A 21,717-nucleotide genomic window follows, 5' to 3' on the forward strand; every position below is an offset into this window, starting at 1 on the left:
TGTGTATAAGAGACAGGCGACTTAGCGGGGCTTTTTTATCCCTGCCTTTATCAATTGCACTGCCATGCTTCCCCTTACTTGTAGTAAGAAACAAGCGATTTAGCGTACAGAGCAACGATGAGGCCAAGCATTTAGCGTATAAGAAGCTGGAAGCAAGCTATCAAAAACACGTATGAAGCGCTTAACCAAATCGATTCCAATACCACACTTTTCATCGTCATTTTTAACTCATAACTTTCTTCAAAAGTGCCTTCAAATCACTTCCTTTTCTGAATAAAAAAAGCATAATCAGCAGCCAAATTTTGCTGTCAAAACTTACTTATTTTTCCTCTACAAGGGAGAATTGAGCAACATTTGATACAGATTGCGAAGTCAATCACAACAGAACGGCAGATTAAATTTCACCTAGTTAATTAACAAAATTTTCAGGTGTGAGCCAGATCGCCAATACCGTACAACAACAGAAAACACTCACTGATAGTTACCAAACGAGTAAGTAACCACTAACACACAATATCAATAAGGATATAAACTGCGACGCATATCAACGTTTATTTTTTCACCTGGATTGACTTAAAAACAAGCAAAATGACGTTTATGACGGAGTTGATGTAGCTTTTAACGTTTTTAACGGGAATCGAGTTTGATTATTTTGTGGATAAGGTGTTTTCTTACTCCTGCCTAAGGCCTACAGGCCACTCTTAGAGCGACGCAAATTGAAGTGAAGCAAAGAGGTGGGCCTTGGAGAGTGTTTATCAATTGATGACATTCAATTCCATTAGTGAAATGAAAGCAAATAGTAAGGAACAGCTATGCTTGCCAATATTAAAAAAACAGCACTAGCAACAGCAGTTATTGCAACGGCTACTACAGGTTTTGCATCAGTAGCTACAGCCGCTGAGCGCAGTGAACTGACTATCCACCCTAAAGAGTTTACAACTTTTGTTCGTAACTTTAACCCTTTCTTGGGTGCAACTAACCTGCACACAACTACTGACTTTATCTACGAGCCGCTAGTTGTTTTCAACGAAATGCACGGCAACACGCCAGTATTCCGTCTAGCAGAAAACTTCCAAATGTCTGACGACCTAATGAGCGTAACTTTCGATATTCGTAAAGGCGTGAAATGGTCTGACGGTCAAGCGTTTACAGCAGATGACGTTGTTTACTCTTTCAACCTAGTAAAAGAGAAGCCAGAACTAGACCAATCTGGTATCAACTCTTGGGTTACTGGCGTAGAGAAAGTTAACGATTACAAAGTTAAGTTCCGTCTAAGCGAAGCAAACTCAAACGTTCCTTACGAAATTGCTAAAGTACCTGTCGTACCTAAGCACGTATGGAGCAAAGTGAAAGATCCTTCAACGTTCACGAACGAAAACCCAGTAGGTACTGGTCCATTTACAGAGATCGATACTTTCACTCCGCAACTATACATCCAGTGTGAAAGCCCGAACTACTGGGATGCAGCGAACCTAGACGTTGACTGTCTGCGTGTTCCTCAAATCGCGAACAATGACCAGTTCCTAGGTAAGATTGTTAACGGCGAAATGGACTGGACTTCTTCATTCGTTCCAGACATCGACCGCACTTACGCAGCAGCGAGCCCTAAACACCACTACTGGTACCCGCCAGCAGGTACTCAAGCGTTCGTAGTAAACTTCAAGAACCCAGATGCAGCGAAAAACGAAGCACTAACTAACGTTGACTTCCGTCGCGCATTCTCTATGGCTCTTGACCGTCAAACTATCATTGATATCGCATTCTACGGCGGCGGTACAGTGAACGACTTCGCATCTGGTCTTGGCTACGCATTCGAAGCTTGGTCTGACGAGAAGACTCACGACAAGTACAAAGGTTACAACTCGTACAACGCTGAAGGTGCTAAGAAGCTTCTAGCGAAAGCTGGCTTTAAAGATGTAAACAAAGACGGTTTCGTTGACACGCCATCTGGTAAGTCTTTCGAACTACTAATCCAATCTCCAAACGGTTGGACTGACTTCAACAACACTGTACAGCTTGCTGTTGAGCAACTTGCAGAAGTAGGCATCAAAGCACGCGCTCGTACACCAGACTTCTCTGTGTACAACCAAGCAATGCTTGAAGGTACTTACGATGTTGCGTACACCAACTACTTCCACGGTGCAGACCCATACACTTACTGGAACAGTGCTTACAACTCAGCACTACAATCTGGTGACGGTATGCCTCGCTTCGCGATGCACTTCTACAAGAACGACAAGCTAGATGGTCTTCTAAACAGCTTCTACAAGACAGCTGACAAGCAAGAGCAGCTAGAAATCGCTCACGGTATTCAGCAAATCATCGCTCAAGACCAAGTGACTATCCCTGTGATGTCTGGTGCTTACATGTACCAATACAACACAACTCGCTTCACTGGTTGGTGGAACGAAGAAAATCCTAAGGGCCGTCCAAACATTTGGGCTGGTATCCCAGAGCGTCTACTTCACGTACTGGACCTAAAACCAGTTAAATAAGTAGAAGTTCATTTCTAGCGGCACACATCCCGTGTGCCGCCTATAAAAATCCCCTTGTTACTAAACCAACATATGGCGCTCGTCGTCAGGGGGTTTTTCGCTCTAAATTTCGCTAGGAGCGACCTGAAACCAGAAACAGGGAAAAAATCTGGGTGAGTAAGGTGTGAGTTATGGGTTATTTTTTAAGACGTTTGTCGTTCTATCTTGTCGCGCTCTTGGTTGCAGCGACGTTAAACTTCATTATTCCGCGAGCAATGCCTGGTGACCCAGTTACCATGATGTTTGCTAACGCATCAGTACAGGTAACGCCAGAGCGAATCGCAGCAATGAAAGAACTGCTGGGTTTCGTAGATGGTCCAATCTACATTCAGTACCTGTCGTACATCAAAAACATTCTAAGCTGGGAGCTAGGTACTTCTATCCAGTTCTACCCGCTTTCAGTTAACTCTCTACTAGGTGGCGCATTCGGTTGGTCATTGTTCCTAGCAGGTACTGCAGTTGTACTATCATTCTCGATTGCTTCTGTACTAGGTATCTTCGCAGCTTGGAAACGTGGTAGCCGATACGATGCATTCGTAACACCGGGCACACTGATCATTCAAGCGATTCCACAAATGGTTATCGCGATGCTAGCGCTGTTCATCTTTGCCATCGGTCTTAAGTGGTTCCCATCAGGCTACGCCTACACCCCGGGTACTGTGCCGGACTGGACAAGCTGGGAGTTCCTAAAAGACGTGGGTTACCACGCAATTCTTCCATTGTTCTGTGCGACGATTGTTCAGATTGGTGGCTTCCTAGTAAACATGCGTAACAACATGATCAACCTTCTTGCTGAAGATTACATCACAATGGCAAAAGGTAAGGGGCTGAGCGAAAACCGAGTAGTATTCAACTACGCAGCTCGTAACGCACTTTTACCAAGTGTAACCGCACTTTCAATGTCTCTAGGTATGGCAATCGGTGGTCAGCTAATCATCGAGATGATCTTCAACTACCCAGGGCTAGGTACAGTTCTTCTAAACGCAATTCACGCACGTGACTACCAAGTACTTCAAGGTCAGTTAATCATCATGACGATGTTCATGCTGTGCTTCAACCTAATGGCTGACATGCTGTACATGATTCTAGACCCTCGCCTACGTAAGGGAGGCAAATAATCATGAAAGAACTATTTAAACTGATTTTAGGTAACGCGTTCGCACGTGTTGGTTTGGCAATTATCTCAGTATTCATCTTTGTGGCAGTAGCTGCACCTTTGATTACTCAACACGCACCAGACAAACGTACTGGTAACCCACACGAATACCCGGGCTTTGTTGTAAAACAAGCACAAAACAACCCTGATGGCTGGGTTGCGAAAAACCTAGCAGATGATCGTCGTACGCTGCTTATGTCGAAAAAGGCAGACCACGTTCTAGGTACATCTCGCATGGGTCGTGACATCTGGTCTCAAGTTGCTTACGGCGCTCGAGTATCGCTGGGTGTTGGTTTCGGCGCGGGTATCATCGTGTGTTTCTTAGCAACAGTTATTGGTATCTCAGCAGGTTACTTCGGCGGCCGTGTCGATGACGTACTGAGTGCTGCAATGAACATCATGCTGGTTATCCCACAGTTACCACTACTGTTCGTACTCGCTGCATTTATCGGGGAGGCAGGACCGCTCACCATTGCGTTGATTATCGCCGGGACCTCCTGGGCTTGGGGTGCACGTGTTGTGCGAGCTCAAACCATGGCACTACGAGAAAAAGAATTTGTTAAAGCCGCAGAGGTTCTTGGCGAATCATCCATACGTATCATCTTCGTTGAGATTTTACCAAACCTTATCCCAATCGTAGGCGCAAGCTTCATCGGTTCGGTAATGCTAGCAATCAACACAGAAGCGGTAATTTCGTTCCTAGGTTTAGGCGATGCAAACACTATCAGCTGGGGCATCATGCTGTACAACGTACAGACTTCATCAGCGATGCTTATCGGCGCTTGGTGGGAAGTACTAGCTCCTTGTATTGCACTGACTCTACTGGTGACTGGCCTTGCTCTACTGAACTTCGCAGTCGATGAAATTGCCAACCCGCAGCTTCGTTCTCACAAAGGTATGAAGCGCTGGAAGAAAATGGCAGCACAAGACAAGAAAGAACGTGAGCCAGAATTGGCACCACAAAATGCACTATGGAGCGGAGATAAATAATCATGACTGCACCACTAATTTCTATCCGTAACCTATGCGTGGACTACATTACAGATGCGGGCGATGTCCGCGCCTGTAACAACGTCAGCTTCGACATTGCACCAGGCGAAGTATTTGGCCTAGCTGGTGAATCTGGCTGTGGTAAATCAACCGTTGCATTCTCGCTAATGCGCCTTCATAAGCCGCCAGCGTTTATCACAGGTGGTGAGGTTATTTTCAACGGCGAAGATATCCTTCAATACAGCGATGAGCGTATGCAGTCGTTCCGCTGGAGCGAAATGTCGATGGTATTCCAAAGTGCGATGAACGCTTTGAACCCTGTACTGACGATGGAAGAGCAGTTCTGTGACGTAATCATGCGCCACACCAACATGACTCGCGCTCAAGCCAAAGTACGTGCAGAAGGTCTATTGGAAATCGTAGATATCCACCCTAGCCGTCTGAGCGATTACCCGCACCAGTTCTCTGGTGGTATGCGTCAGCGTCTAGTTATCGCTATCGCTTTGGCTCTGAACCCGAAAATGATCATCATGGATGAACCTACTACAGCACTAGACGTGGTGGTTCAACGTGAAATTCTGCAAAAGATTTACGCGCTTAAAGAAGAATTTGGCTTCTCGATTCTGTTCATCACCCATGACTTGTCATTGATGGTCGAGTTCTCTGACCGCATCGGCATCATGTACTCGGGTGAGCTAATTGAAGTTGCACCTTCTAAGCAAATTTTGGAAAGTCCTTACCACCCTTACACAAAAGGTTTGGGTAGCTCTTTCCCTCCACTAACTGGTCCTAAGACCAAATTAACTGGTATTCCGGGCAACCCTCTGAACTTACTAGAAGTTCCACAAGGTTGCCGCTTCCAAGCTCGCTGTGACCGCGTTCACGAAGCCTGTACACGAGTACCGACTCAGCTACGTCAAATTGAACCTGGTCGTCTCTCAAACTGCCACTTGTACGGCGACACCATTGCTCAAGCTAAGGTTTAACAACAAAAAATAACGCTAGCTAAGAAGAAAATTACACTGGAGATAATTATGAGCAAACAATTCGGCGAACTGCTGATTGAAGGTAAAAATGTCGTTAAGGACTTCCCTTTAAACAGTAACTCAATCAAGCAATCTAAGATGCGTGCAATCAACGACGTATCTTTCAAAATGTACAAAAGCCGCGGTTTGTCAGTAGTAGGTGAATCTGGTTCAGGTAAATCTACTACCGCAAAAATGATTGCGAAAATGTACGCACCAACGGATGGCATCATCGAATACAAAGGTCGTGATATCCAAGACATCACCTCTCGTCACGATTTGATGACTTACCGCGAAGGCGTGCAAATGGTATGGCAAGACCCGTTTGGCTCGCTAAACCCAACACACAACATCTTCCACCATATTGCTCGCCCACTGTTGATCCACAAGAAGGTTTCACCGGGCAACAAGAAGGAACTGGAAGAGCGAGTGTATGACCTACTAGAACAAGTTGGTCTGATTCCGCCAAAAGAGACCGCACAAAAGTTCCCACACCAGCTTTCTGGTGGTCAGCGCCAACGTGTGAACTTGGCTCGTAACATTGCGGTCGGCGCAGAAGTGGTACTGGCTGACGAACCAACGTCAATGCTCGACGTTTCAATTCGTGCCGGTGTTCTTAACCTGATGGAAGAGATGAAGTTTGAGAAGCAAATGTCTCTGCTTTATATCACTCACGACATCGCAACAGCGCGCTACATCGCTGAAGATCTCGCAGTTATGTACGTGGGCCACATGGTTGAATGGGGTGATACAGAGGAAATCATTCATGATCCTCAACACCCGTACACGCAGCTACTGGTTTCAGCAGTGCCAGATCCATCGAAGTCAATCCACGAGAAACTGAAAGGCAACAAAGGTGAGATCCCACTGTGGACACCAGAATCCGTGGGCTGTCCATTCGCTGGGCGCTGTGTTCATGCCACAGAAAAATGTCGCGAGCGACTGCCTGGTGTGACGCAACTGTCCGATAACCACTTTGTTCGTTGTTACTTATTCGAAGATTAATCATAACGAGGGTCAGGCATCAACCTGACCCCTTTTTCCCTTTATATTTTATTGTTTCCCGGAGAAATTGAATGCTGCTACTGACTAACCATATTGGTTATGAGCGTCTGGGCCCTAAAAAAGCGATCATCCAGACGAGCCGATCACGCCTGTCTTCTTATACGGCTTTATTGGTTTGCGCCAATAGTCATCAGACGGTTGCCACTCTAACCGTAGAGAAGCAAGGCAAAGTAGCGCACTGGCATCAAGGTCATTTCTACCTGATCGACTTTTCTTCATTTAATACTCCAGGTCACTACTATCTTCGTTTCGATCATTTACGCTCATCTCACTTTGAGATCGGCGAACACATTCTTCTCGATCACACTCTATCCGATGTGATCCACTATTTTAAATCGCAACGCTGTGGCGGTATTTTCGATCAACAAGATCGTCAAGCGCCACTACTTAACTCTAACGAGACGGCGGATGTTCATGGCGGTTGGTATGACGCATCAGGTGACGTCAGCAAATACCTAAGCCACTTGTCCTATGCCAATTACCTCAACCCTCAACAAACCCCTATGGTGGTTTGGAATATGTTGAAAGGTTTGTCTCTGCTCCAAGGCAATGAGAAACTGGCTAAATTCACAGCAACTCGCCTCATTGAAGAAGCACTATTCGGCGCTGATTTCCTTGTCCGTATGCAAAACGAAAAAGGCTTTTTCTACATGACGGTGTTCGACAAGTGGAGTAAGGACACAGCTCAACGTGAAATCTGCGCCTACGAAACTCAACTTGGTCATAAGTTTGATGACTACCAAGCTGGTTACCGACAAGGAGCCGGCGTTAGCATTGCGGCATTAGCCTCAGCAGCACGCCTAGACTTTCACGTTGAGTTCGACCAACAAAAATATCGCAATGCGGCAGAAAATGGCTATTGGCATCTAAAAGAACACAACACCCAATATCTAAACGATGGTGAAGAGAACATCATCGATGAATACTGCGCACTGCTTGCCGCTGTCGAGCTATTCAAAACAACAAAAGAAGCACGCTACCTAGAAGAAAGCCGCTTATGGGCAAAACGTCTTTCAGCTCGTCAAACAAGTGATGAACACACTCAACACTTCTGGGCTGCGAACCAAGATGGCAGTCGACCGTACTTCCATGCAGCCGAAGCGGGGCTTCCTGTTATCGCACTATGTGAGTACTTGTCGATTGAAGACGACTCTGAGCGCGCATCATCAATAAAACAAACCATCAATAACGCTTGTGAGTTTGAAGTTTCTATCACCAACAAAGTGAAGAACCCATTTGGCTACCCTCGCCAATACGTAAAAGGTGTGGATGAAGCCAAACGTGACGCATTTTTCGTGGCGCACAACAATGAGTCCGGTTATTGGTGGCAAGGTGAGAATGCCCGCTTGGGTTCACTGGCAACCATGGCGTATTTAGCACAACCTTTTATCGAGTCAGAAATTCTAAAACAACAGCTTTCTAAACTTGCACAAGATTCTATCAACTGGGTTGTGGGTCTAAACCCGTACGACATGTGTATGTTAGACGGTCATGGCCGCAATAACCCTGATTACCTTCCTCAATATGGCTTCTTCAACGCAAAAGGTGGCGTGTGTAACGGCATAACTGGCGGTTTCGAAGATGAGGAAGACATTGCATTTAATCCACCAGCACAAAAAGACGACATGCTTCAAAACTGGCGCTGGGGAGAACAATGGATCCCACATGGTGCTTGGTACCTACTCGCCGTAATGAGTCAGGCTCAGCACATCTCAACTTTAGCAACCAATCAAGCATTAAAGGAGCAATAAACATGGGGATGTATTTTGTAGGTATTGATGGCGGCGGCACCTCATGTCGCGCTCGTATCAAAGACGCACAAGGCAACTTCATCGGCGAAGCAAAAAGTGGCAGCGCCAACATTATGTTGGGAGCAGAAGTCGCAATGGCATCGATTCTAGAATCTATTGCTTCAGCAGCGCAGCAAGGCGGTCTCACTCAACAAGACTTTGCCTCGATGCACGTTGGCTTAGCGCTTGCGGGCGCTGAACATAAAACTTCTTGGCAAGCATTCATGGCTTTAGAACACCCATTTGCCAGTATGACACTCAATACCGATGCTTACGGAGCATGTATTGGTGCGCATAACGGTGAAGATGGCGCCATCATGATTGCAGGAACCGGTTCATGCGGCATTTTCCTCAAAGGCCTCGAGCAACATGTAGTTGGTGGGCGTGAATTCCCAATCTCAGATCAAGGTGGCGGTGCAGTCATGGGGCTGCGTCTGATCCAACAAGTATTACTAGCAGAAGATGACATCCGTGAAAAAACACCTCTAGCCGCACACGTCATGAATCATTTTGAAAATGACGTCGACAACGTGGTGGCGTGGTCTAAACAGGCTTTACCTCGCGATTACGGTCAATTTTCTCCTGCTATTTTCCAACATGCAGAACAAGGTGACGTGTTGGCAATAGAAATGCTTAAACAAACCGCAGCGGATATTGAGATGTTTTTAGTGGCTTTGAATAAGCGCGGTGCAACTCGTATTTGTTTGATGGGCAGCATTGCCGAGCGAATCTTGCATTGGTTATCTCCACCAGTCCAACAATGGGTGGTAGAGCCTCAGTTTGATGCGATTGAAGGAGCCATTATGTTTGCTGGCAAACCAGAGCATAACCTTTACTCAGTGAGTGTCGAGTAGGAGTGAAGATGGAATACCGTGTTGATTTAGTGGTCCTTTCTGAGCAAAAACAAAACTGCCGCTTCGGACTCACCTTTCATAACTTGAGTGACCAAGACCTAAACAGCTGGAGCTTAACTTTTGCTTTTGATCGCTACATCCTTCCTGATAGCGTTTCAAATGGCCACCTGACTCAAGTTGGTAGCTTTTGTACGCTCAAGCCTGAGGGCATGGTACTGGCAGCCAACCACCACTATTACTGTGAATTTAGTATTGGCTCCAACCCATTCCGTTATTACTCGGATGGCTTTAACGAGGCGATGATCGACTTTGTGGTTGATGGTACTCCTCAACGTGCACAAGTGGACGTCACTCCTATCGTTCTCGCTTCACCGTATCGTGAACGCAGTGAGATTCCAGCAAGCTTGACACATGCTCAACCTTTACTGCCTAAGCCAAATCATATTGAAGTCAGCGATCAGTCTTTTACCTTTGATGAGCAAGCTGGTGTCGCGATTTATACCGACTTAGCCACTTCTGCCAAATCGTGGTTACAGGATGAGTTAAAGCGAATCTATCAATTTGAGCTACCTTCTTCAAACAGCGGAAAAATCCTGTTCAAAAGTAATCCAACCTTGGATGAAGGCACCTACAAGCTAAAAGTCTCTGAAGAGTCGATCAAGATCGAAGCTGGCTCTTCATCAGGTTTTACTCATGCTTGCGCGACCTTATTGCAACTTCTAAAACGAGACGAAACGACCAATACCATGGACGTGGTGTGTTGCTCTATTAAAGACAGCCCTCGTTTTCGATACCGCGGCATGATGCTGGATTGCGCTCGCCATTTCTATTCCGTAGAGCAAGTAAAACGCCTGATCAACTTATTGGCACACTACAAATTCAACACGTTCCATTGGCACCTCACTGACGATGAAGGCTGGCGCATCGAGATCAAATCTCTGCCTCAGCTTACGGATATTGGTGCATGGCGCGGTATTGATGACACCATCGAACCGCAATACACCCATTTATCTCAACGCTACGGCGGCTTCTATACGCAAGAAGAAATCAAAGACGTTATCGAATTTGCAGCGCAACGCGGCATCACCATCATTCCTGAAATTGATGTTCCTGGTCATTGCCGCGCGGCAATCAAGTCTCTACCACATCTATTGGTTGAAGCAGAAGACACCACTGAGTATCGCAGTATTCAGCACTACAACGACAACGTCATCAACCCTGCTCTGCCGGGTAGTTACGAGTTTATAGACAAGGTACTTGAAGAAATCGCAGCTCTCTTCCCTGCCCCATATGTTCACATTGGTGCAGACGAAGTGCCTAATGGAGTCTGGTCGAAAAGTCCTGCTTGCCAAGCGTTTATGGAGCAATTGGGTTATACCGATTACAAAGAACTGCAAGGCCACTTCCTACGTCATGCAGAAGACAAACTGCGCAAACTGGGTAAACGTATGCTGGGTTGGGAAGAAGCTCAACACGGCAACAAAGTCAGCAAAGATACGGTAATCTACTCATGGCTAAGCGAAGAAGCGGCATTGAACTGTGCTCGCCAAGGCTTTGATGTAGTGCTGCAACCCGCACAAACCACTTACCTAGATATGACCCAAGACTACGCACCTGAAGAACCGGGCGTGGACTGGGCAAACCCACTGCCACTAGAAAAAGCTTACAACTACGAGCCGTTAGCAGAAGTCCCTGCCGACGACCCAATCAGAAAACGCATTTGGGGCATTCAAACCGCTCTATGGTGCGAAATCATCAACAACCCATCGCGCATGGACTACATGATTTTCCCTCGCCTGACTGCCATGGCAGAAGCATGTTGGACTGAAAAACAACACCGCGATTGGACCGACTATTTATCACGTTTGAAAGGACACCTTCCTCTGCTCGACTTGCAGGGAGTGAATTACCGTAAACCGTGGAAGTAATACCAAGCTAGATGCCAACGCATCACGCTTAAAGAGTTTTTAAATTTTTGGCTGCAGGCGCAGCTTAGTAAAAAGGAAATACACAAATGAAATACGGCTATTTCGATAACGAGAATCGCGAATACGTCATCACTCGCCCTGACGTACCAGCACCATGGACAAACTACCTAGGTACTGAGAAGTTCTGTACGGTTATCTCGCACAACGCGGGTGGCTACTCGTTCTACAACTCTCCAGAATACAACCGTGTTACTAAATTCCGTCCAAATGCGACATTCGATCGCCCAGGACACTACGTTTACCTACGTGATGATGAGACAGGTGATTACTGGTCAATCTCTTGGCAACCAGTTGCGAAAAGCCTAGACGAAGCAAACTACGAAGTTCGTCACGGCTTGTCTTACTCTAAGTTCAAGTGTGAATACAGCGGCATTACCGCAACAAAAACTCTGTTCGTGCCAAAAGGCGAAGACGCTGAAATCTGGGATGTAGTGATTAAAAACACCTCAGATAAACCACGTACGATCAGCGCATTCTCATTTGTGGAGTTCTCATTCAGCCACATTCAATCTGATAACCAGAACCATCAGATGTCTCTGTACTCTGCTGGTACGTCATACAACGAAGGCGTAATTGAGTACGACCTGTACTACAACACCAACGATTTCGAAGGTTTCTACTACCTAGCTTCAACATTTGACCCAGATTCATACGACGGTCAACGTGACAGCTTCCTTGGCCTATACCGTGACGAAGCAAACCCGCTAGCGGTAGAGCAAGGTAAGTGTTTCAACACAGCACAAACGTGTTACAACCACTGTGGCTCTCTGCACAAGCAATTCACTATCCAGCCGGGTGAAGAAGTGCGCTTTGCTTACATTCTAGGTATCGGTAAAGGCAATGGTGACCGTCTACGTGCTAAATACCAAGACCTTGCAGAAGTCGACAACGCATTTGCAGGCATCAAAACACACTGGGATGAGCGTTGTGGCAAGTTCCAAGTGAAATCGCCAAACGAAGGTCTAGACACCATGATCAACGCTTGGACACTGTACCAAGCAGAAACTTGTGTGGTGTGGTCTCGCTTTGCTTCATTCATCGAAGTGGGTGGTCGTACTGGTCTGGGTTACCGCGATACAGCGCAAGATGCGATCTCAGTTCCTCATGCTAACCCTGCAATGACGCGTAAACGTATCGTTGACCTACTGCGCGGCCAAGTGAAAGCGGGTTACGGTCTACACCTATTTGATCCAGATTGGTTCGATCCAGAAAAAGCTGACGTTAAACCATCGAAATCACCAACAGTTGTTCCTACTCCGTCTGATGAAGACAAGATTCACGGTATCGAAGACACGTGTTCTGATGACCACCTATGGCTAGTCCCAACCATCTGTAAGTACGTAATGGAAACGGGTGAGCATAGCTTCTTCGACGAAGTGATCCCTTACGCAGATGGCGGCGATGCAAGCGTTTATGACCACATGAAAGCAGCGCTAGACTTCTCTGCGGAGTACGTGGGTCAAACCGGTATCTGTAAAGGTCTGCGTGCGGACTGGAACGACTGTCTAAACCTAGGTGGTGGTGAATCTTCAATGGTGTCGTTCCTGCACTTCTGGGCACTTCAAGAGTTCATCGACCTAGCAAAATACCTAGGTAAAGAAGCCGACGTTGAGAAATACACGGAAATGGCAGCAAACGTTCGTGAAGCGTGTGAAACACACCTTTGGGATGATGAAGGCGGTTGGTACATCCGTGGCCTGACGAAGAATGGCGACAAGATCGGTACAGCGCAACAAGCGGAAGGCCGAGTACACCTTGAGTCAAACACGCTTGCAGTACTTTCTGGTGCGGTATCTCAAGAGCGCGGCGAAAAAGCGATGGACGCGGTCGACGAGAACCTGTTCTCTGAATACGGCCTTCACCTAAACTCACCATCTTTTGCAACACCAAATGATGACATCGGCTTCGTAACTCGCGTTTACCAAGGCGTAAAAGAGAACGGTGCAATCTTCTCGCATCCAAACCCATGGGCTTGGGTAGCTGAAGCGAAACTGGGTCGTGGTGACCGTGCAATGAAATTCTACGATGCACTAAACCCATACAACCAGAACGACATCATCGAAAAACGTATTGCAGAACCATACTCATACGTGCAGTTCATCATGGGTCGTGACCACCAAGACCACGGTCGTGCAAACCACCCATGGTTAACAGGTACATCTGGCTGGGCTTACTTCGCTGTTACCAACTTTATCCTTGGTGTACGTACAGGATTCGATGGCCTGACTATCGATCCATGTATCCCAACTAACTGGCCTGGTTTCGAAGTGACTCGTCAATGGCTAGGTGCAACGTACAACATCAAAGTGGTTAACCCTGATTCAGTAAGCAAAGGCGTTAAGTCAATTACTGTGAACGGTGAAGCAGTAAATGGTGCATCTGTACCAGTTCAAGCGGAAGGTTCAGTAAACGAAGTTATCGTTACTCTAGGTTAATCATCTTTTAGGGGGGCCTTCTCCCCTTTTGATTTATCCGATGCACTTTAGTTTGATGAGTGCATCGGTTCGCTAGCAAAGATTTAAGAGGCGGTGGGATGCCGCTCTTATCGAGGATCGAATCATGATCAAATTTGGTACAGGCGGTTGGCGTGCATTTATTGGTGAGGAGTTCACTAAAGATAATGTACGCTTAGTGGCTCAAGCAGTAGCAAACATTACCAACAACGAATCCGCTGCTGATCGCGGCTTTGTCATCGGCTATGACCGTCGTTTTCTTTCTGATAAAGCTGGTCGCTGGTTTGCAGAAGTATTAGCAGCAAACGGTATTGTGGTTAGCTTTATCGACAAGTTTGTCCCAACGCCTATCGTAATGTTTAAAGCGAAGGAAATGGGCTGCGCGTACTCTGCATGTATTACCGCATCGCACAACCCAGCCGATTACAACGGCATCAAAGTCTTTATCGAAGGCGGTCGTGACGCAGATGAAATCATCACCCAAAAAATTGAATCACAAATCGCTACGCTAACTGCGCAAGATGTTAAAAGCGTCGATTTTGAGCAAGCGGTTGAAGACAAGCTGATTCAAATCATTAACCCAATGAACGAGTTTGTTGACTCGATCATCGACTTTATCGACATCGAAGCGATCAAGAAAGCGAATCTACGCGTGTTGATCGACCCTATGTTTGGTGTTGCGAAAAACGCGCTACAAACCGTGCTGATCAACGGCCGTTGTGAAGTCGACGTGATCAACGACGGCAAAAACCCAGATTTCGGTGGCTTAATGCCATCACCAAGTGCTGCAACCCTTTACCGCTTGATGCACCTAGTGGAACAAGAAGGCTATGACATCGGTATCGGTACCGATGGCGACGCAGACCGTCTTGGTATTATCGACGAGAAAGGTAACTTCATTCATCCAAATGAAGTACTACTGCTGCTTTACTACTACCTACTTGAATACAAGGGCTGGACAGGCTCAGTGGTACGTAACATCGCAACCACTCACCTGTTGGATAAAGTTGCAGAAGATCACGGCGAGAAATGCTTTGAGGTTCCGGTAGGCTTTAAGCACATCAGTTCTCAAATGGAAGCTGACGATTCATTGATTGGTGGTGAAAGCTCTGGCGGCCTAACTATTCGCGGCCACATCAAAGGTAAAGACGGCGTATTCGCATCAAGCCTATTGGTAGAAATGATTTCAGTAACTGGCAAAAAACTGTCTGAGTTGCTGGATGAGATCTACGGCAAGTACGGTTATGCCTACATGGCGGAAGGCGATTGCAAATTCAAACCGACGCAAAAAGAAGTACTGTTCAACAAGATTTATGTTGAGAAGCAGTTGCCTGAGTTTGAGTTTGAAATCGAAAAAGTCAGCTATGAAGATGGTGCGAAAGTGTACTTCAAGAACGGCGGTTGGATCATCGCTCGCTTCTCAGGTACTGAACCATTACTACGAATTTTTGCAGAGATGCAAGATAAAGACACTGCAGAACGTGTTCTTCAGCAGTTTAAAGACTTCTTGTCTCTATAACTGACACCTTGTGCCCGCTTCGAGCACATTACCTATAGGTGAAGAGCACTTGCCCGGCATTAACGCCGGGCCTTTTTCTAATGGGGCAACCAAATTAGGCGAAAGCTAGCACGCCTTGCGTTTCTACTTTTACCGTCACACTATCACCAACATTCAACGCTTGAGTTGAAGTTGCTAACAGTCGGTCACCATTAACATCAATCACGTAGCGACAGTGGTCACCCATAAAGTGCTGCTCAAGTACTTTTACTGCACTCTCTTCATCCGCCGCGATTTGAACATGTTGAGGACGTAACAGTAATGCACATTCAGCATCCACTTGGATTTCTTGCTGAGCATTAGCTTCCACCACACCGAGATGAGTTTCAAATTCACTGTCAGAAATGCGCTTCGCAGCAAGGTAACTACCACCACCTAAGAAGTCTGCGACAAACTTACTTGAAGGTTGGTAGTAAAGCTCAGAGGCTGTTCCGTATTGCTCGATTACACCATAGTTCATTACTGCCATCTTATCAGCAAACGCAAACGCCTCTTCACGACTGTGAGTAACGAAAATTGCGGTAACGCCTTGCTCTTTAAAGATTTTACGAATTTCACGGATCAGTTCATGACGAACTTGAGTGTCGATATTGGAAAATGGTTCATCCAACAACAGAAGATCCGGTTTGTAAGCCAGTGAACGGGCAATCGCCACGCGCTGCTGCTGACCACCAGAAAGCTGGTGAGGATAACGATCACCGTAACCTTTAAGGTGAACCAAGCCGAGCATTTCTTCTACTTTGAGGAGCTTTTGCTGTGTCGTTTCATTTTTCAAGCCAAAAGCAATGTTCTCAGCCACTGTCAGATGCGGGAATAAAGCGTAATCTTGGAAGATCATACCAATATTACGCTGCTCTGGTGGCAACCAGTTTTCGCCGTCATCAATAGTCAGGCAGTTCAAACTCATTTGACCTGAACTCAGAGGAAGCAGGCCTGCAATGGCTTTCAAAAGCGTTGTCTTACCGCAACCACTCGCGCCGAGCAAACAGACAATCTGTCCTTGTTCCACTTCTAAAGAAAGAGACTCCAGAACAGTCTGATCGTCATACTGACAAGTTAGGTTTTTAATCGATAGTGCGCAGCTCATCAGTGACTTTGCTCCAGTGAACGGTTAACAACAACAAGCGGGATTAACCCAACAAGAACCAGTAATACTGCTGGTAGAGCAGCAAGTTCCAAATGCTCGTCCGAGGCGAAGTTGTACACATACGTCGCCAAGGTTTCAAAGTTAAATGGTCGCAGTAGTAGTGCCGCATTAAGTTCTTTCATCGACTCAATAAACACCAACAAACCAGCAATCAGTGCACCACGCTTAACCAGAGGGAAGTGCACTCGCCAAAGCATGGTATTTGGCGTACAGCCCATAGTACGGGAAGCCATATCCAGCGACGGGGAAATCTTGTTTAGGTTACTTTCCACACTACCAATCGCCACAGCGGAGAAACGCACCACCATCGCGAAAATCAGCGCAAACATAGAGCCAGAGAAAATAAGCCCAGGCCTGCCCCATTCCATCGCTTTAGCAATATCGTTAACACGGTGATCCATAAATAGCACCGCAACCATTACACCAATCGCAAGTACAGTGCCTGGAACCGCATAGCCCATCGAAGACAGACGCATGAAAGCTAAGCTAGAGCGGCCGCCGTTTACGCGTTGACTGAAGTTCACAGTCAATGCAATCGCAACACCTATGATGGCAGCAACGACTGACACCACCAAACTATTCCATGCATATTCACGAAATTCCGGAGTCCAGCTTTGTGCAAAGTAAGTAATGGCGTAATCAATTAACTGTAGCAATGGGAAAATAAAGGCTACTGCAACGAGACCCCAACACCAAATCAGTGCGCCCCACTTTCGCCAACCTTGAAGTTCATAGCGAAAATCTTCATGGCTATTAAACTGGCTTTGGAACAACTTCTGTTTGCGGCGGCTATAACGCTCTGCGCTCAGTAATAGCACCACGATCATCAACATCATTGCTGAGATCTTCGCGGCTGCATTTAGGTTCGAGTAGCCTAACCAAGTATCGTAAACCGCCGTAGTAAGGGTGTTCACTGCAAAATAGCTGACGGTGCCGAAGTCACCAATAGTTTCCATTGCAACCAGAGACAAACCAACAGCGATAGAAGGCCTTACAAGGGGTAAAGAGATGCGCCAAAAACTTTCCCAAGGAGAACACTTCAATAAGCGTGCACTTTGTAGCAAAGAAACGTTCTGCTCCATAAATGCGGCTCGACAAAGCAAGTAAACATATGGGTAAAGAACAAGAGAAAGAACGAAAGTTGCACCACTCAAGGTACGGATATCTGGGAACCAATATTCGCCCGGTCCCCATCCGGTTATATCACGCAAGAAGATTTGAATCGGCCCAGCAAAATCAAACCAATCCGTAAAAATGTAACCAATGATATAACCCGGCATCGCGAGCGGCAGAACTAATGCCCACTGCAGCCACTTCTCAGTTGGCAATTTACACATCGCCATAAACCAAGCACTTGGAATACCGAGAATCAAAGAAAGGAGCATCACACCAGCAGTCAAAACTACGGTGTTATAGATGTAGGTAGGCATGACCGTCGACATCAAGTGTGTGAACAGGTCATCCGTCTCGCCAATGGCGGTATAGAAGATCGCTAAGATCGGCAAAACCAGTAACAGGGTAATCACCCCACTACTGGTTTTCCATAGAGAATGTTTATTCTTCATTGCCTAAATACTGCAAGGCTGTATGAAATACAAATGCGGCTGCAAATACATCTCATATCCTTTAATCAAATGGGGGTATAGTTATACCCCCACATGGAATTAAAGGTCAAATTTCACTTCATCTAGTAGCTTAATTGCCGCTTCGTGGTGAGAAGCAATGTCATCTAGAGAAATCGTATCTGCTTTGTAGTCACCCCAAGATTCCACAAGCTCAGAACGCTTAACGCCTTCCTTCACTGGGTACTCGTAGTTTACTTCTGCGTACATTTGCTGCGCTTTGTCACCCGTTAGGAATTCCATTAGCTTCAGAGCGTTATCTTTGTTTGGAGAGAATTTCGCCATCGCCATACCAGAGATGTTTACGTGCGTACCTGTTGTCTCTTGGTTAGGGAAGTTGATGTATACCGCATCAGCCCAAGCTTTTTGCTCTTTGTCGTTAACCATCTTACCTAGGTAGTAGCTGTTACCTAGAGAAACGTCACATAGACCTTCTTTGATTGCTTTAACTTGAGCACGGTCGTTACCTTGAGGCTTACGAGCTAGGTTCGCTTTTACGCCTTCTAGCCATTCTTTTGTCTCTGCTTCACCGTGGTGAGCGATCATAGAAGACACTAGAGATACGTTGTAAGGGTGCTTACCGCTACGAGTACAGATTTTGCCTTTGAATTCTGGCTTCGCTAGATCCGCGTAGTTGAAGTCGTTACCTAGTTTGCCAACACGGTCACGTGAAGAGTAAACGTTACGAGTACGTAAAGTCAGAGCAAACCACTCGTTTTCTTTGTCTTGGTACTGTGCTGGTACGTTTTCTTCGATGATTTTGCTGTCTACTTTTTGAACTAGACCTTTGTTAGTCAGTTCAGCTAGACGGCTGATATCTGTAGTAAGGATTACGTCAGCTGGGCTGTATTCGCCTTCCTGAGCCAACTTCTCTGCTAGACCTTTTTTCGCAAACTTAACGTTTACTTTAATGCCAGTTTCTTTTGTGAACTCGTTGAACATAGGTTCAACTAGGAAAGGTTGACGGTAAGAGTACACGTTCACTTCTTCAGCAGCCATTGCTGTTGGAGCCAGAGTAGCGCAAGTAATCGCTGAAAGAGTTAGCAGTTTTTTCATTGTTTAATCCTTTACCATGCTAATGATAACGTTTATCAGTTGCGTTATTATATGCATGTTCAATAAGAAAACAATTAATCCATAAAAAAAACCTACTCGTCAGAGCAGGTTTTTGATGATTAACTTTGTAACGAATTGTGTCGTTATGACTGTTATTTCACAGTCACGAATTCTGGGTAAGCGCCAACACCACAGTCGTGCATATCCATACCTTCTAGCTCTTCGTCTTCCGATACTCGAATGCCGATGGTTGCCTTCAAGATAGCCCATACTACTAGGCTTGCACCGAACACCCAAGCAAAGATAACAGCCGCACCTAGAAGCTGTGCACCAAACGTTGCATCACCGTTGCTTAGTGGTACAACCATAAGACCGAAGAAACCACACACACCGTGCACTGAAATTGCACCTACTGGATCATCAATCTTAATCTTATCCAAGCCAATGATGCTGAATACTACTAGCGCACCTGATACCGCACCAATCGCAACAGCATAAAGCGGTGATGGAGATAGAGGGTCAGCCGTGATAGCAACAAGACCAGCTAACGCACCGTTCAGAATCATAGTCAGGTCTGCTTTGCCCCAAGTTGTCTTACATACAAATAGTGCGGCAATTGCACCTGCAGCGGCTGCAGCGTTAGTGTTTAGGAAAATTTGACCAACTGCAGTCGCGTTCTCAAAATCCGAAACCATAAGTTGAGAACCGCCGTTGAAACCGAACCAGCCAAACCAAAGGATAAACGTACCTAATGTAGCGAGAGGCATGTTTGAACCTGGGATTGGGTAGATTTCGCCGTTTTTACCGTATTTACCTTTACGTGCACCCAGTAATAGTACGCCTGCTAATGCTGCTGAAGCACCGGCCATGTGTACGATACCTGAGCCCGCAAAGTCACTAAAGCCTGCTTCTGATAGGAAGCCCCCCCCCCAAGTCCAGTAACCTTCCATTGGGTAGATAAATGCCGTCAGTACCGCTGAGAAAATTAGGAAAGACCAAAGCTTCATACGCTCTGCAACCGCGCCAGAAACCACTGACATTGCTGTTGCTACAAATACTACTTGGAAGAAGAAGTCCGACTCTAGAGAGTGATCTGCGCCTTCACCTTGTGTGCCAATTAATGCACCAAATGATGGTAACCAACCGCCTTCACCGTTATCGACATACATAATGTTGTAGCCAACCAATAGGAACATGGTACAAGCGATCGCGTAAAGACAAATGTTTTTAGTTAGAATTTCTGTTGTGTTTTTAGAGCGAACTAAGCCCGCTTCTAGCATGGCAAAGCCTGCAGCCATCCACATTACCAACGCACCGGAAATGAGGAAGAAAAAGGTGTCGAGTGCGTAACGTAATTCAGTTACTGTTGTTGTTAATTCCATGATAATTCTCCAATCCCTTGAATTCTTAAAGTGCTTCTGCGTCCATTTCACCAGTACGAATACGTACTGCTTGATTTAGGTCGTAGACAAAAATCTTACCGTCACCTATCTTGCCGGTTTGAGCGGCTTTAGTGATGGCTTCTACCACGCGCTCCACATTGTCTGCATGTGTTGCGATTTCTAGTTTTACTTTTGGTAGAAAGTCGACTTGATACTCGGCGCCACGGTATAGCTCCGTGTGGCCTTTCTGACGACCAAAACCTTTAACCTCTGATACTGTCATCCCTTCAATACCGACATCAGCCAATGCTTCACGTACATCGTCTAACTTAAAAGGTTTTATAATGGCATTAATGATTTTCATTGAATCTTCTCCGCAGCTTTCATCCTGAAACACTTTTAATAATCCAAGCGGCGTGCCAACTTTTTATCTCCTTGATTTATATAAACTTAGTGAAAATAACAATCTTATAAACAAAAAGGGCGCACCATATCGGTGCGCCCTTTTCACAAATATAAGGCAATCCCACTTCGACTACCCAAAACTGTGCATTAAATGTTCAAAAAGTCTTTCCATTGCTCTATCAGGGTACAAAAGTCCTCAATACCACAGCTTGCTGTACTCTCTGCATCGTAGAAGTCAAACTCGCTTTCCATTTCCACTTCATACTCATGACCCAGTGCGTTTTCTTGCACTAGCACCTCATCACCGTGGATCATCAAACTGATCTCTGCACCAGTTAATCTATGCTCTTGAGATGGCGAAGAAAATGCCTGATCAATTAAGGCTTCAACTTGCGCAATTTTCGCTGGGTCTTTACCAATTTCTTCTTGCAACCAACGACCTACAATCTCATGCCCCATGCTGCATTTGACATAGTATTCGCCCATCAATGTGTTGCGGATGAATTCAAACTCCATCGTGATCGCCTTTTCGTATCAATTTGGTGCGGAGTATACAGGGAGATGTTGAATGGGAGAAGTGAGAGACGAGAGCTCTCTCAATGGCTTGTTTAAAAGAGATTCCCGACCGCACTCCTTCGTCGCTTTCGGGAATGACATCGTTTTTACTCTTAGCTGTCTAATCGTCATCCTCA

16 protein-coding genes are annotated in these 21,717 nt (G+C 46.1%); 10 read left to right on the plus strand and 6 right to left on the minus strand.

The window, feature by feature from the left end:
- Nucleotides 1-812: 812 nt before the first annotated feature.
- From KIV40_RS16140 to KIV40_RS16185, 10 genes are all read left to right on the plus strand, one after another.
- A complete protein-coding gene (locus tag KIV40_RS16140) occupies nt 813-2,495 on the plus strand; it encodes an ABC transporter substrate-binding protein (protein WP_285350205.1) in 1,683 nt (560 codons plus the stop codon).
- Between the two features lie 170 nt (nt 2,496-2,665).
- Nucleotides 2,666-3,652, plus strand: coding sequence for an ABC transporter permease (locus KIV40_RS16145; RefSeq protein ID WP_005425282.1), 987 nt, complete (start codon nt 2,666-2,668; stop codon nt 3,650-3,652).
- A gap of 2 nt (nt 3,653-3,654) precedes the next feature.
- A complete protein-coding gene (locus KIV40_RS16150; RefSeq protein ID WP_005446315.1) occupies nt 3,655-4,680 on the plus strand; it encodes an ABC transporter permease in 1,026 nt (341 codons plus the stop codon).
- 2 nt (nt 4,681-4,682) lie between these two features.
- Entirely contained in the window at nt 4,683-5,666 is a 984-nt protein-coding gene (locus KIV40_RS16155) for an ABC transporter ATP-binding protein (protein WP_005439411.1), read from the plus strand.
- A 48-nt stretch (nt 5,667-5,714) separates the two neighbouring features.
- Nucleotides 5,715-6,710 carry an ABC transporter ATP-binding protein gene (locus tag KIV40_RS16160; protein ID WP_012128843.1) on the plus strand — a complete coding sequence of 332 codons (996 nt, stop codon included), beginning with the start codon at nt 5,715-5,717 and terminating at the stop codon, nt 6,708-6,710.
- A gap of 71 nt (nt 6,711-6,781) precedes the next feature.
- Nucleotides 6,782-8,521 carry a glycoside hydrolase family 9 protein gene (locus KIV40_RS16165; RefSeq protein WP_285350207.1) on the plus strand — a complete coding sequence of 580 codons (1,740 nt, stop codon included), beginning with the start codon at nt 6,782-6,784 and terminating at the stop codon, nt 8,519-8,521.
- Nucleotides 8,522-8,523: 2 nt separating this feature from the next.
- Entirely contained in the window at nt 8,524-9,414 is an 891-nt protein-coding gene (locus KIV40_RS16170; protein WP_012128845.1) for an N-acetylglucosamine kinase, read from the plus strand.
- Between the two features lie 8 nt (nt 9,415-9,422).
- Complete coding sequence (locus KIV40_RS16175) at nt 9,423-11,342, plus strand: beta-N-acetylhexosaminidase (protein WP_285350209.1); 1,920 nt, start codon at nt 9,423-9,425, stop codon at nt 11,340-11,342.
- Nucleotides 11,343-11,428: 86 nt separating this feature from the next.
- A complete protein-coding gene (locus KIV40_RS16180) occupies nt 11,429-13,837 on the plus strand; it encodes a GH36-type glycosyl hydrolase domain-containing protein (RefSeq protein ID WP_012128847.1) in 2,409 nt (802 codons plus the stop codon).
- 124 nt (nt 13,838-13,961) lie between these two features.
- Nucleotides 13,962-15,374 (plus strand): phosphoglucomutase/phosphomannomutase family protein, encoded by a 1,413-nt coding sequence (locus tag KIV40_RS16185; protein WP_012128848.1) that lies wholly within the window; start codon nt 13,962-13,964, stop codon nt 15,372-15,374.
- A gap of 94 nt (nt 15,375-15,468) precedes the next feature.
- Here KIV40_RS16185 and KIV40_RS16190 read toward each other — a convergent pair whose 3' ends face one another.
- The 6 genes from KIV40_RS16190 to KIV40_RS16215 all read right to left on the minus strand — a co-directional run bounded on the left by KIV40_RS16190 (nt 15,469) and on the right by KIV40_RS16215 (nt 21,541).
- Nucleotides 15,469-16,500, minus strand: a complete 1,032-nt coding sequence (locus KIV40_RS16190) for an ABC transporter ATP-binding protein (RefSeq protein ID WP_285350211.1) — start codon at nt 16,498-16,500, stop codon at nt 15,469-15,471.
- A complete protein-coding gene (locus tag KIV40_RS16195) occupies nt 16,500-18,125 on the minus strand; it encodes an iron ABC transporter permease (protein WP_012128850.1) in 1,626 nt (541 codons plus the stop codon). Before KIV40_RS16195 ends, KIV40_RS16190 begins: the two co-directional genes overlap by 1 nt.
- Nucleotides 18,126-18,224: 99 nt before the next feature.
- Nucleotides 18,225-19,238, minus strand: a complete 1,014-nt coding sequence (locus KIV40_RS16200) for a Fe(3+) ABC transporter substrate-binding protein (RefSeq protein WP_012128851.1) — start codon at nt 19,236-19,238, stop codon at nt 18,225-18,227.
- A gap of 152 nt (nt 19,239-19,390) precedes the next feature.
- The gene (locus KIV40_RS16205) at nt 19,391-20,620 is read right to left on the minus strand and encodes an ammonium transporter (protein ID WP_005439399.1); all 1,230 of its coding nucleotides are present in this window, start codon (nt 20,618-20,620) and stop codon (nt 19,391-19,393) included.
- Between the two features lie 25 nt (nt 20,621-20,645).
- A complete protein-coding gene (locus KIV40_RS16210; protein WP_005439398.1) occupies nt 20,646-20,984 on the minus strand; it encodes a P-II family nitrogen regulator in 339 nt (112 codons plus the stop codon).
- 188 nt (nt 20,985-21,172) lie between these two features.
- Nucleotides 21,173-21,541, minus strand: coding sequence for a YacL family protein (locus KIV40_RS16215; protein WP_012128853.1), 369 nt, complete (start codon nt 21,539-21,541; stop codon nt 21,173-21,175).
- Nucleotides 21,542-21,717 lie beyond the last annotated feature (176 nt).

The sequence above is a fragment of the Vibrio sp. D173a genome (assembly GCF_030248475.1).

Bases quoted from the DNA above. Each gene is read 5' to 3' on its own strand.
- KIV40_RS16140 (WP_285350205.1), top strand. From the start codon at position 813: ATGCTTGCCAATATTAAAAAAACAGCACTAGCAACAGCAGTTATTGCA.
- KIV40_RS16145 (WP_005425282.1), top strand. From the start codon at position 2,666: ATGGGTTATTTTTTAAGACGTTTGTCGTTCTATCTTGTCGCGCTCTTG.
- KIV40_RS16150 (WP_005446315.1), top strand. From the start codon at position 3,655: ATGAAAGAACTATTTAAACTGATTTTAGGTAACGCGTTCGCACGTGTT.
- KIV40_RS16155 (WP_005439411.1), top strand. From the start codon at position 4,683: ATGACTGCACCACTAATTTCTATCCGTAACCTATGCGTGGACTACATT.
- KIV40_RS16160 (WP_012128843.1), top strand. From the start codon at position 5,715: ATGAGCAAACAATTCGGCGAACTGCTGATTGAAGGTAAAAATGTCGTT.
- KIV40_RS16165 (WP_285350207.1), top strand. From the start codon at position 6,782: ATGCTGCTACTGACTAACCATATTGGTTATGAGCGTCTGGGCCCTAAA.
- KIV40_RS16170 (WP_012128845.1), top strand. From the start codon at position 8,524: ATGGGGATGTATTTTGTAGGTATTGATGGCGGCGGCACCTCATGTCGC.
- KIV40_RS16175 (WP_285350209.1), top strand. From the start codon at position 9,423: ATGGAATACCGTGTTGATTTAGTGGTCCTTTCTGAGCAAAAACAAAAC.
- KIV40_RS16180 (WP_012128847.1), top strand. From the start codon at position 11,429: ATGAAATACGGCTATTTCGATAACGAGAATCGCGAATACGTCATCACT.
- KIV40_RS16185 (WP_012128848.1), top strand. From the start codon at position 13,962: ATGATCAAATTTGGTACAGGCGGTTGGCGTGCATTTATTGGTGAGGAG.
- KIV40_RS16190 (WP_285350211.1), bottom strand. From the start codon at position 16,500: ATGAGCTGCGCACTATCGATTAAAAACCTAACTTGTCAGTATGACGAT.
- KIV40_RS16195 (WP_012128850.1), bottom strand. From the start codon at position 18,125: ATGAAGAATAAACATTCTCTATGGAAAACCAGTAGTGGGGTGATTACC.
- KIV40_RS16200 (WP_012128851.1), bottom strand. From the start codon at position 19,238: ATGAAAAAACTGCTAACTCTTTCAGCGATTACTTGCGCTACTCTGGCT.
- KIV40_RS16205 (WP_005439399.1), bottom strand. From the start codon at position 20,620: ATGGAATTAACAACAACAGTAACTGAATTACGTTACGCACTCGACACC.
- KIV40_RS16210 (WP_005439398.1), bottom strand. From the start codon at position 20,984: ATGAAAATCATTAATGCCATTATAAAACCTTTTAAGTTAGACGATGTA.
- KIV40_RS16215 (WP_012128853.1), bottom strand. From the start codon at position 21,541: ATGGAGTTTGAATTCATCCGCAACACATTGATGGGCGAATACTATGTC.